The organism is Caulobacter sp. (assembly GCF_049283275.1).
GTDB lineage: Bacteria > Pseudomonadota > Alphaproteobacteria > Caulobacterales > Caulobacteraceae > Caulobacter.
On record NZ_JBAPVS010000282.1, the window covers coordinates 1 to 10,068 of the forward strand.

Annotated in this window: 13 protein-coding genes; 6 read left to right on the plus strand and 7 right to left on the minus strand. The window is 69.4% G+C overall.

Annotated features, from left to right (window positions below):
- From WAL33_RS16085 to sdhC, 3 genes are all read right to left on the minus strand, one after another.
- The coding region (locus tag WAL33_RS16085; protein WP_422182532.1) for an FAD-binding protein at nucleotides 1-760 on the minus strand (760 nt) is incomplete at its 3' end.
- A complete protein-coding gene (sdhD, locus tag WAL33_RS16090; protein ID WP_422182533.1) occupies nucleotides 760-1,167 on the minus strand; it encodes a succinate dehydrogenase, hydrophobic membrane anchor protein in 408 nt (135 codons plus the stop codon). The genes WAL33_RS16085 and sdhD, both read right to left, overlap by 1 nt.
- 2 nt (nucleotides 1,168-1,169) lie before the next feature.
- On the minus strand, nucleotides 1,170-1,577 hold the full coding sequence (gene sdhC / locus WAL33_RS16095) for a succinate dehydrogenase, cytochrome b556 subunit (RefSeq protein WP_422182534.1): 408 nt from the start codon (nucleotides 1,575-1,577) through the stop codon (nucleotides 1,170-1,172).
- Nucleotides 1,578-1,751: 174 nt separating this feature from the next.
- Between sdhC and WAL33_RS16100 the strand changes: the two genes are divergently transcribed.
- Nucleotides 1,752-3,185, plus strand: coding sequence for a sensor histidine kinase (locus tag WAL33_RS16100; protein ID WP_422182535.1), 1,434 nt, complete (start codon nucleotides 1,752-1,754; stop codon nucleotides 3,183-3,185).
- Between the two features lie 31 nt (nucleotides 3,186-3,216).
- Here WAL33_RS16100 and WAL33_RS16105 read toward each other — a convergent pair whose 3' ends face one another.
- From WAL33_RS16105 to WAL33_RS16115, 3 genes are all read right to left on the minus strand, one after another.
- Nucleotides 3,217-3,801, minus strand: coding sequence for an NUDIX domain-containing protein (locus WAL33_RS16105; protein ID WP_422182536.1), 585 nt, complete (start codon nucleotides 3,799-3,801; stop codon nucleotides 3,217-3,219).
- A 9-nt stretch (nucleotides 3,802-3,810) separates the two neighbouring features.
- Nucleotides 3,811-4,929 carry a cell division protein ZapE gene (gene zapE / locus WAL33_RS16110; RefSeq protein ID WP_422182537.1) on the minus strand — a complete coding sequence of 373 codons (1,119 nt, stop codon included), beginning with the start codon at nucleotides 4,927-4,929 and terminating at the stop codon, nucleotides 3,811-3,813.
- A gap of 61 nt (nucleotides 4,930-4,990) precedes the next feature.
- Nucleotides 4,991-5,902, minus strand: coding sequence for a LysR family transcriptional regulator (locus tag WAL33_RS16115; RefSeq protein WP_422182538.1), 912 nt, complete (start codon nucleotides 5,900-5,902; stop codon nucleotides 4,991-4,993).
- A gap of 113 nt (nucleotides 5,903-6,015) precedes the next feature.
- Between WAL33_RS16115 and WAL33_RS16120 the strand changes: the two genes are divergently transcribed.
- Nucleotides 6,016-6,774: an SDR family oxidoreductase gene (locus WAL33_RS16120; protein WP_422182539.1), complete on the plus strand. Its 759-nt coding sequence runs from the start codon at nucleotides 6,016-6,018 to the stop codon at nucleotides 6,772-6,774.
- A gap of 93 nt (nucleotides 6,775-6,867) precedes the next feature.
- On the opposite strand, the gene WAL33_RS16125 is transcribed toward WAL33_RS16120, so the two are convergent.
- Nucleotides 6,868-7,503, minus strand: coding sequence for a hypothetical protein (locus tag WAL33_RS16125; RefSeq protein ID WP_422182540.1), 636 nt, complete (start codon nucleotides 7,501-7,503; stop codon nucleotides 6,868-6,870).
- 164 nt (nucleotides 7,504-7,667) lie between these two features.
- Here WAL33_RS16125 and tsaE point away from each other — a divergent pair, with 164 nt between their 5' ends.
- The 4 genes from tsaE to WAL33_RS16145 form a co-directional block, all read left to right on the plus strand.
- Complete coding sequence (gene tsaE, locus WAL33_RS16130; protein ID WP_422182541.1) at nucleotides 7,668-8,123, plus strand: tRNA (adenosine(37)-N6)-threonylcarbamoyltransferase complex ATPase subunit type 1 TsaE; 456 nt, start codon at nucleotides 7,668-7,670, stop codon at nucleotides 8,121-8,123.
- Complete coding sequence (gene amgK, locus WAL33_RS16135; protein ID WP_422182542.1) at nucleotides 8,113-9,204, plus strand: N-acetylmuramate/N-acetylglucosamine kinase AmgK; 1,092 nt, start codon at nucleotides 8,113-8,115, stop codon at nucleotides 9,202-9,204. Before tsaE ends, amgK begins: the two co-directional genes overlap by 11 nt.
- Nucleotides 9,201-9,941, plus strand: a complete 741-nt coding sequence (gene murU / locus WAL33_RS16140) for an N-acetylmuramate alpha-1-phosphate uridylyltransferase MurU (RefSeq protein WP_422182543.1) — start codon at nucleotides 9,201-9,203, stop codon at nucleotides 9,939-9,941. Before amgK ends, murU begins: the two co-directional genes overlap by 4 nt.
- Before the next feature lie 2 nt (nucleotides 9,942-9,943).
- On the plus strand, nucleotides 9,944-10,068 hold a 125-nt coding region (locus tag WAL33_RS16145; RefSeq protein ID WP_422182544.1), incomplete at its 3' end, for a hypothetical protein.

The window sequence follows — 10,068 nt, forward strand, 5'->3', positions numbered from 1 at the left end:
GGCAGCCGGCGCCGTAGATGCCGGTGGGGTGGAACTGCACGAACTCCATGTCCTGCAGCGGCAGGCCGGCGCGCAGGGCCATGGCGTTGCCGTCGCCGGTGCAGGTGTGGGCCGAGGTGGCCGAGAAGTAGGCGCGGCCGTAGCCGCCGGTGGCCAGGATGACCATCTGGGCTTGGAACCGGTGCAGGGTGCCGTCGTCCAGCTTCCAGGCGGTGATGCCCCGGCAGACGCCGTCTTCCATGATCAGGTCGAGCGCGAAGTACTCGATGAAGAACTCAGTGTCGTGGGCCAGGGACTGGCCATACATCGTGTGCAGCATGGCGTGACCGGTGCGGTCGGCCGCCGCGCAGGTGCGCTGGATCGGGCCTTCGCCGAAGTTCTTGGTCATGCCGCCGAAGGCGCGCTGATAGATCTTGCCGTCCACGGTGCGCGAGAACGGCACGCCCCAGTGCTCCAGCTCATAGACCGCCGCCGGGGCGTTGCGCGTCAGATATTCGATGGCGTCCTGGTCGCCCAGCCAGTCCGACCCCTTGACGGTGTCGAACATGTGCCAGCGCCAGTCGTCCTGGCCCATATTGCCCAGCGAGGCCGAGATCCCGCCCTGGGCGGCGACCGTGTGGCTGCGGGTCGGAAACACCTTGGTCACGCAGGCGGTCTTCAGGCCGGCCTGGGCGCAGCCCAAAGCGGCGCGGAGGCCCGAGCCGCCAGCGCCGACGACGACGACGTCGAACTTGTGGTCGATGAACTTGTAGGCCGACATCAGAAGGCTCCGGTGAAGGCGACCTTGAGGATCGCCACGACCCCAAGAGCGCCGCCGAGGACGCAAACGAAAAGATTGGCGAGGACCAGCACGGTCTTGGTCGTGAAGTCCGGGATATAGTCCTCGATCACCACCTGCACCTGGCCCTTCAGGTGGATCAGGGCGACGACGATCAGCAGGCAGAGCAGGACGGTGTTGTGCGGGATCGACACCCACATGGCGGCGCCGTCGAAGTCGAGGGCGGCCAGGCGCAGGCCGGCGAACAGACCCCACAGGGCCAGCGGGATCAGGGCGATGCCCGACACGCGCTCGGTGATGAAGTGGCCGACGCCATGGTGCGAAGCGCCCATGCCGCGGGCGCGGGACATCGGCGTGCGGTAGCGGGCGGAGGAAGAGGGACCGGCCATGTTCAGAGCGCTCCGGTTTGGGCGGCGATGACCCAGACGACGACGGCGCCGACCACCGCGAAGGCGATCGCGCACGCGCCGGACATGTCGGCGATCTTCGGCGTGAAGCCCTTGCCGGCGTCCCAGACGGTCTGACGCACGGTGTAGGCGATGTTGTAGAGCACCGCGACGGTCAGGCCGAACAGGACCAGCTTGCCCAGGAAGGAGCCGAGCATCCCCGTGTAGCAGGCATAGGCGTCCGGACCCGAGGCCAGGGCCACGGCCCAGCCAGCCAGCAGCAGGACGCCGACATAGAGGGCGAACACGGTGGCGCGGTGCAGGATCGAGCAGGCCATGGTGATGTGCCAGCGCCAGACTTGCAGGTGCGGCGACAGAGGGCGGTCGGGAAGTCCCCCGCTGGTGTCGGTCATGGTTGCGTCCAACCCTTTGGCTTTGTGCGTTGCGGGATGCTTTTAAGCGCGACGTTGGGGGTGTCAACGCGGCCGCCCTTGTTGAGAAACGTTCTCAGGCCGTGGACTATTGACGGGGGAACCTGGAAACTGGGCCTTACGTTATCGGCGCTGAGCGCGGGGGAGGCGCCGCGCATGTCCGGGCCGATTGATTTCCAGAACGTCTTCGACCGGATCCCCAGCCCCTACATGATGCTTGACCGCCACCTGCGGTATGCGGCCGCCAATCGGGCCTATCTGGCGGTGGTGGGACGCCGGTGGGAAGACATCGCTGGCCGCTACCTGTTCGACGCGTTCCCGTCCGAAGGCGAGAGCCGCCGGGTGCTGGAGGAATCGCTGCTTCGCTGCCGCGACACCGGCCAAGTCGACATGCTGCCGTTGATCGAATACGCGATCCAGCGACCGGCCCGCCTGGGCGGCGGCTTCGAGGCGCGGATCTGGAGCGCCACCCACACGCCGATCGCCAACGCGCGCGGCGAGACCGCCTACATCCTGCAGCACACCCAGGACGTGACCGAAATCCAGCGGCTCAAGGACGTGGCTTTCGGCGGCCGCGCGCCGACCGCCGCGACCATGCTGGGCGACGACATCCTGCAACGCGCCGAGGCCGTCCAGGCCCAGAGCCTGCAACTGCGCCGGCTGTTCATGCAGGCGCCCAGCTTCATGGTGGTGCTGCGCGGTCCCGAGCACATAATCGAACTGGTCAACAACGCCTATCTGCAGTTGATCGGCCATCGCGACGTGGTCGGCCTGCCGATCCGCCAGGCCTTGCCCGAGGTGGTCGAGCAGGGCTTTCCCGACCTCCTGGACAAGGTGCTGGTCACGGCCGAGGCGTTCGTCGGCCGCCAGATCAAGATCGGCCTGCAACGCGCGCCCGATGCGCCGCTGGAGGAACGCTATCTGGACTTCGTCTACCAGCCGATCGTCGAGAGCGACGGTTCGGTGTCGGGCGTGTTCGTCGAAGGCGTCGACATCACCGAGCAGGTCCACGCCCAGGACCAGCAGCGGCTGCTGCTGGACGAGCTGAACCATCGGGTCAAGAACACCCTGGCCACCGTCCAGGCCATCTCGCAGCAGACCCTGAGGAGCGCCACCGATCCCGCCGCCTTCGCCAAGGCCTTCGAGGCGCGGCTGCTGGCCCTGTCCCAGACCCACAACGCCCTGACGGACAGCCATTGGGCGGGAGCGGGCCTGCGCCATATCCTGGAACTGGAACTGCAACCGTACGGGCCCGAGCGGGTGTCGCTGGAAGGCCCCGACGTGCACTTGCCCGCCCGCATGGCCTTGTCGCTGGGCATGGTGTTCCACGAGCTGGCGACCAACGCCGCCAAGTACGGGGCTCTTTCGCGGGATGGCCGGTTGTCGGTGAGTTGGCGGCGGGAGGCCGAGGGCCTGGCCTTCACCTGGCGTGAAACCGGCGGCCCGCTCGTAATCACGCCCACCCGGCGGGGCTTCGGCTCGCGACTGGTCGAGCGCAGCATCATCAGCGAACTGCGCGGCACGCTCCAGGTCGACTATCGAGCCGAGGGCCTGGTCTGCCAGGTCTGGACGCCGCTGACGGAGGGCTAGCGTTCAGCCCCGCTCCCGCCAGGGCAAGGGTTCAGTCTCGAAACACGCTCAGCGCCGCGTGCTGCAGCAGCATGATGGTCTTGGCGTCCCGGATGCGACCGTCGGCGACCATGGCCAGGGCCTCGTCGATGGCCAGCTCCAGCACCTCGATGTCCTCGCCCTCGTCGGGATGGCCGCCGCCGTCGCCGATCCGCATCGAGGCGTCGTACGGGGCGACGAAGAAGTGCAAGACCTCGGTCACTGAGCCCGGGCTCATGAAGGCCTCGAAGACCTTGGTCACCTCGCCGAGGCGATAGCCCAGCTCCTCCTCGACCTCGGCGCGGATGCGGACTTCCGGTTCGGCGTCGTCCAACAGGCCGGCGGCGGCCTCGATCAGCAGATCGTCATAGCCGTTGACGAAGGCCGGATAGCGGAACTGCTTGACCAGCAGCACGGTGCGCTCAGCCAGGTTGTAGGGCAGCAGCACCGCGCCGTTGCCGCGATCGTAGTGCTCGCGATGCTGAGTCTGCCAGGTCCCGTCGCGGCGCTTCCAGTCGAAGGTGGTGGTCTTCAGGACATACCAGTTGTCGGAGAGCAGCCGGGTCTCGTGGACGCGGACGCGGTCTTTGACGCTCATGGGGTCCTCCTAATCCCTCACCCGCGCCACGTAGTCGGCCGAGCGCATCTCCTGCAGGCGCGACACCGTCCGCTCGAACTCGAACGACCCGTCGCCGGCCGGATACAGCGCCTCGGGCTCGCCATCGGCCAGGGCCACCAGCTTGGCGTCGGCCTCGTAGAGGGCGTCGACCAGGGTGTTGAACCGCTTGGCCGCGTCGCGCCGCTCGGGCGTCAGCAGCGGCACGTCCTCGAGGAACAGGGTGTGGAAGCGCTCGGCGATCGCCAGATAGTCCTGCGGGCCCAAGGCTTGCTGGCAAAGGCTGGCGAACGAGGCGCGCAGCAGGCCGCCGGCGGCGCGCGGGAAGCGCATCTTGCGGCCTAGGACTTCCAGGGTGACGCCGGTCTCGTCGGCCCCGTCCAGCATGTCGGCCCACAGGGCGTCGAACGCGGCGAGGTTGGTCTTGTCGTCCGGCGCCAGCCAGGTGCGGGCGGCGCGCAGCCGGTCCAGGCGGAAATCGACCGGGCCGCGCACGGCCACGACCTCAAGCTTCTCTTTCAGCATCGCGATGAAAGGCGTGAAGAGCTGGCGGTTGAGGCCGTCCTTATAGAGGTCGTCGGGCGGCCGGTTGGAGGTGGCCACCAGGGTCACGCCTTGCGCAAACAACGCCTCGAACAATCGGCCCAGGATCATGGCGTCGGCGATGTCGGTGACCTGCAGTTCGTCGAAGCACAGCAGGCGGGCGTCCTGGGCGATCAGGTCGGCGGTCGGCGCGATCGGGTCGTCGCCCTTGTGCTGGCCGAACCGCGCCTTGCGCTCGGCCGCGTCGCCCTTCCGCCAGGCGTTGATGTGCTCGTGCACCTCGGCCATGAACACATGGAAGTGGATGTGGCGCTTCTTGCTGACCGGGGCGCTGTCGAAGAACAGGTCCATCAGCATGGACTTGCCGCGCCCGACCGGTCCCCACAGATAGACGCCCCTCTGGCCCTTGGGCTTGCGGCCGAACAGCGAGAAGCCCGGCTCGCCGGCGTTGTCGAGGTCGGCCTCCAGCCGCGACAGGGCGTCGACCGCGGCGGCCTGGGCGACGTCGGGCTTGATCTCGCCCTGGGCCAGGCGCTCTCGGTAGGCGGTGCGGATGGATGTGGGCATCGCCACGGGGGTTAGCGCGCCAGAAGCTTCAGGGAAAGGGGGAGCTCGCGGGGGCAAGACCCTACGCGCGGCCCGGCTTGCGCAGGCGCCCGCGCATGAACTCCACGAAGGCCCGCAGCGGGGCCGAGGCGCCCAGGCGGCTGGGATAGTACAGATGCCAGGCGGTCGGACCCGCCAGATAGGGGTCCAGCACCCGCTCCAGCCGCCCCGCCAGCACGTGCGGCGTCGCCAGGGGCTCGGGCTGGTAGGTCAGGCCCAGGCCGTCCATCGCCCGCGTCATCAGAAAGTCGAAGTCGTTGACGCTGATCGCGCTCTCGACCGCCACCTCGAACTCGCGGCCGTCCTCCTCGAACTCCCAGCGATAGTTGTTGCGGCGCGTGGTCTGCAGGACGTTCAGGCAGGGGTAGCCCTTCAGGTCCCGCGGATGCTCGGGCCGCCCCCTGCGCTCCAGCAGGGCCGGCGCGCCGACCACGCAGAACCGGAACGGGGCCGACACCCGGACGGCCACCATGTCGGGCGCGATCATCTCGCCCATCCGCACGCCGACATCGAAGCCCTCCTCGATCAGGCTGATCGAGGTGTCGTCGACGACGATCTCCAGCTGCACATCCGGATAGGCGCGGGCGAAGTCGGTGACCGCCGGGGCCAGCACCATGCGCAGGGCCAGGCGCGAGGTGGTCAGGCGGACCAGGCCCGCCGGTCCCTCGCCCAGCGACCGCGCCGAGACCGTGGCGGCCTCCATCGCCTCGACGGCCGGCTGGGCGCCTTGCAGGTAGCGCCGCCCCGCCTCCGTCAGGCCCACTTCGCGGGTGGTGCGGGCGAACAGCACCACGCCCAGCCGGGCCTCCAGCTGCTTGACGGCGTGGCTGACCGCCGCCGGCGTCACGCCCAGATCGGCGGCCGCCACAGTGAAACTGCGCCGCCGCGCCACGGTGGTGAAGGCCACGACGCCGTCCAGCAGGTCGCGCTGCATTATCAAATCCTGTTTGAAATAACGTTCAAACTATCAAGGATTATCGAGGGGCGGTCGAGCCCTCATCTTCTGGCCACGGGGCGAGGACGCCCCACGGAACAAGGAGATCCGCCATGACCACCCAAGACATCTCGGGCAATATTTCCGGCAAGGTCGTCGTCGTCACCGGAGCCAGCAGCGGCCTGGGCGAGGCCACCGCCCGCCATCTGGCCGCCAAGGGCGCCCGCCTGGTGCTGGCCGCCCGCCGCATCGACCGGCTGCAGGCGCTGGTCGCCGAGATCACCGCCGGCGGCGGCCAAGCCATCGCCGTCCAGACCGACGTCACCGTCAAGGCTGACGCCGACGCCATGATCGCCGCCGCCGTCCAGGCCTTCGGCCGGGTCGACGTGCTGGTCAACAACGCCGGCTACATGGCCATCGCCCCGATGTCGGCGCGCCTGACCGACGAGTGGGACAGGATGATCGACATCAACATCAAGGGCCTGCTGTACGGCGTCGCCGCCGCCCTGCCGGTGTTCGAGGCCCAAGGTTCGGGCCAGTTCATCAACATCAGCTCGATCGCCGGCCGCAAGGTCTTCAGCCCGGGCGGCACGGTCTACAGCGGCACCAAGTTCGCCGTGTCGGCCATTTCGGAAGGCCTGCGGCACGAGGTCGGCTCCAAGATCCGGGTGACCGTCATCTCGCCCGGCGGGGTCAACACCGAGCTCAAGCACGGCAGCTCCGACGCGGAGTCGCTGAAGAACCTCGACGCGTTCTACCAGATCGCCATCGGCCCCGACGCCATCGCTCGCGCCATCGCCTATGCGGTGGAGCAACCGGCTGACGTCGACGTCAGCGAAATCGCCGTCCGCCCGACCGCCCAGGACTTCTAAGAACCAGCGTCCGCCCGGGGACACGCCCTTGCGGCGTGTCCCCGGCCAAGGGCGGCGCGCCGGAAGGGGACACGCCGCAAGGGCATGCCCCCCCTAGGCCCCCAGGTCCTTCCGCACGAACCTGTACGTCTCGCGTTTCTCGCAGGCGCAGGCCTTCATCTTGCCGTCCGGGGTCCACCAGACCAGCAGCGGATAGGCGAAGTTCACGCCGTTGGCCTTGAGCAGCGGCCGCAGGTCCTCGACGGTCTTGCGGCCGGCCTCGATCACGGCGGTGCGGGCCAGATCGCCGTCGGCGGGAGCGATGGCCTCTGCGGTCCAGGCCTCGACCGGCGTGGCGTCCCACTTTTCCGAGAGCGCCCAGCTGCGGTTGACCCACAGCTCGGCCACGGTCGCGCGCTCGGCGGGCGTGGACTTGGACACGCCGTTGCGGTCGGCGCGGGCGATCTCGATCAGCCGGGTGTCGACGCCCGCCTTGTGCAGGCCAGGATATTCCTCGGACTTGAAGCGCACGCAGTCGGGGCAGGTGCGGAAACTGACCATGTAGAGCTTGGGACCCTTCAGCCCCGGCGACACCCAGCCGGCGGTCTCCAGGATCTTGGCGATCTCGGCCTGGTTCCGGGTGACGGTCTTGGGCCGCCAGCGCAGGTCGTAGTTCCAGTAGGCCCAGGCCCCCGCCCCGACGGCGGCGAGCAATACGATAGCGACGAGCCAAAGGCCGAAACGCTTCATGTCAGAATTCCCTCCATCCCCGGCCCCTAACGTCCGACGTCGCGAGCGGTCCGTCAAATTTGGCGCGAGCCTCGCCTTGGAACGGCGCGGCGCGCCCTCTAGAGTCCACGGATGAACACCCCCCAGGCCATCGAGCGCACGCCGCCCGCCGACGCGGCGCCGCGATGATCGAGATTTCCCTGCCCGACGAGGCGGCCACCAAAGCCTTGGGCGAAAAGCTGGCCTTGGCCCTGCGTCCGGGCGACGCCGTCTGCCTGACCGGACCCCTGGGCGCGGGCAAGTCGACCCTGGCCCGCGCCCTGGTCCGCGCCCTGACCTCGCCCGACGAGGAGGTGCCCAGTCCGACCTTCACCCTGGTGCAGTTCTATGACGGCCCCGATTTCCCGATCGCCCATTTCGACCTCTACCGCCTGACCGATCCGGACGAGGCCTATGAGATCGGGCTGGAGGAGGCGCTGGAGGACGGCGCGGCCCTGATCGAATGGCCCCAGCGCCTGCGAGGCCGCCTGCCGGCTGACCGACTCGCTATAGACATCCAGCCCATGGGCGATGATGGCCAGGCGCGCCGCGCCGTTCTCACGCCGCATGGAACCTTCGAAGGACGTAAGCTTGAGCTCTGATCGCGAACCCCTCAAGGCGGCCTTCCTGTCGGCCCACGGCTTCGGCGACGCCCGCCGCGAACTGTTGAGCGGCGACGCCTCGACCCGCAGCTATGAGCGGCTGTATCGCGCCGACCGGACCTTCATCTTCATGGACCAGCCGCCGGCTCTGGAAAGCGTGGTCTGCCCGCCCGGCGCCAGCGACGCCGAACGCTTGGCCCTGGGCTACAACGCCGCCGCCCGCCTGGCCGCCGGCTCGGTCGCAGCCTTCGTCGCCACCGCCGCCTATCTGCGCGCGCGGGGGCTGTCGGCCCCGGTCATCCTGGCCCATGACGTCGAGGCCGGGCTGGCGGTGCTGGAGGACCTGGGCGACGGCCTCTACGCCACCCTGATCGCGCAGGGCCAGGACGAGGTTCCGCTGTACGAGACCGCTGTCGACGTCCAGGTGGCCCTGCACGCCGAGACCCCGCCGGACGTGCTGACCGCTGACGGCGGCGTCGCCTGGCCGCTGCTGACCTACGACACCCTGGCCCTGAAGATCGCCACCGACACCTTCCTGGAATTCTGGCCGAAGTTCTCCGGCCTGCCGGCGTTCAGCGACGCGGCCTTGGCCGAATGGGACGCCCTGTGGGCCCCGGTGTGGGTGCGCGGCGAGGCCGGGGCGTCGGTCTTCACCCACCGCGACTACCACGCCCAGAACCTGCTGTGGCTGCCCGACCGCGACGGCGTGGCCCGCGTCGGCCTGCTGGACTTCCAGGACGCCTTGCGCGCCCACCCCGCCTGGGACCTGACCCACCTGCTGCAGGACGCCCGCCGCGACGTCTCGCCGGACCTGGAGCAGGCCATGCTCGACCGCTACCTGGCCGCCCGGCCCGGGGTGGACCGCGCCGCCTTCATCGCCGACTACCGCGCCCTGGCCGCCTCCAACGCCGCCCGGATCCTGGGCCGGGTGTTCGCCCGCCAGGCCCTGTTGGGCCGGCCGCAGTACGAGGCCTACATGCCGCGCACCTGGCGCTATCTGGAGCGCAATCTGAATGATCCGGCGATGGCGGGACTGAAGGCCTGGTTCGACCGCTGCGTCCCGTCGGAGTTCCGCCGATGAGCGCCGCCCCCCAACAGGCGCCAAAAGTCGCCATGGTCCTGGCCGCGGGCCTGGGCACCCGCATGCGTCCCTTGACCGACGACCGGCCCAAGGCCCTGGTCGAGGTGGACGGCAAGGCGCTGATCGACCACATGCTGGACCGCCTGGCCGCCGCCGGGGTCGAGACCGCCGTGGTCAATGTCCACTATTTCGCCGATCGGCTGGAGGCCCACCTGGCCCGGCGCGCCGCGACCCACCCCCTGCCCCGCATCGTCATCTCCGACGAGCGGCCCCAGGCCTTGGAGACCGGCGGCGGCGTCAAGCACGCCCTGCCGCTTCTGGGCGACACGCCCGTCTGGGTGGCCAATATCGATTCCATCTGGATCGAGGACGCCTCGGCCATGGAGGCCGTCGCCCGCGCCTGGGATCCGGCGACCATGGACGTCTGCCTGATGCTGGCCTCGACCACGCAGTCGCTGGGCTTCCACGACACCGGCGACGTGTTCCTGGAAGACGACGGGGCCATCCGCTTCAAGGTCGCCGGCGAAACCGCGCCGCTGGTCTATGTCGGCGTCCACATCACCAAGCCCCGGATCGTGGCCGACGGCCCCGACGGACCGTTCTCGCTGACCCCGATCTGGAAGGCTCTGGCCGCCGAGGGCCGCGTGCACGGCGTCGCGCCCGATGGGGTCTGGATGCATGTCGGCGACCCACAAGCGCGGGACGCCGCCGAGGCTCGTCTGGCGGGAGACGCCTGACCATGGCCGGCCCCTTCGACGCCCCGGGGCCGCGCTGGTTCTCGATCCCCGCCCACCGGCCTTTCGTCGAGGACCTGGCGCGCGGGCTTCTGGCCGCCCTGGCGCCGCTGGGCCCAGAGGCCCTGCC

What these genes read in the sequence shown, in the direction of transcription:
- WAL33_RS16105 (WP_422182536.1), bottom strand. Translation starts at nt 3,801, where the DNA reads ATGAGCGTCAAAGACCGCGTCCGCGTCCACGAGACCCGGCTGCTCTCC.
- WAL33_RS16115 (WP_422182538.1), bottom strand. Translation starts at nt 5,902, where the DNA reads ATGCAGCGCGACCTGCTGGACGGCGTCGTGGCCTTCACCACCGTGGCG.
- WAL33_RS16125 (WP_422182540.1), bottom strand. Translation starts at nt 7,503, where the DNA reads ATGAAGCGTTTCGGCCTTTGGCTCGTCGCTATCGTATTGCTCGCCGCC.
- WAL33_RS16120 (WP_422182539.1), top strand. Translation starts at nt 6,016, where the DNA reads ATGACCACCCAAGACATCTCGGGCAATATTTCCGGCAAGGTCGTCGTC.
- zapE (WP_422182537.1), bottom strand. Translation starts at nt 4,929, where the DNA reads ATGCCCACATCCATCCGCACCGCCTACCGAGAGCGCCTGGCCCAGGGC.
- murU (WP_422182543.1), top strand. Translation starts at nt 9,201, where the DNA reads ATGAGCGCCGCCCCCCAACAGGCGCCAAAAGTCGCCATGGTCCTGGCC.
- sdhC (WP_422182534.1), bottom strand. Translation starts at nt 1,577, where the DNA reads ATGACCGACACCAGCGGGGGACTTCCCGACCGCCCTCTGTCGCCGCAC.
- sdhD (WP_422182533.1), bottom strand. Translation starts at nt 1,167, where the DNA reads ATGGCCGGTCCCTCTTCCTCCGCCCGCTACCGCACGCCGATGTCCCGC.
- tsaE (WP_422182541.1), top strand. Translation starts at nt 7,668, where the DNA reads ATGATCGAGATTTCCCTGCCCGACGAGGCGGCCACCAAAGCCTTGGGC.
- WAL33_RS16100 (WP_422182535.1), top strand. Translation starts at nt 1,752, where the DNA reads ATGTCCGGGCCGATTGATTTCCAGAACGTCTTCGACCGGATCCCCAGC.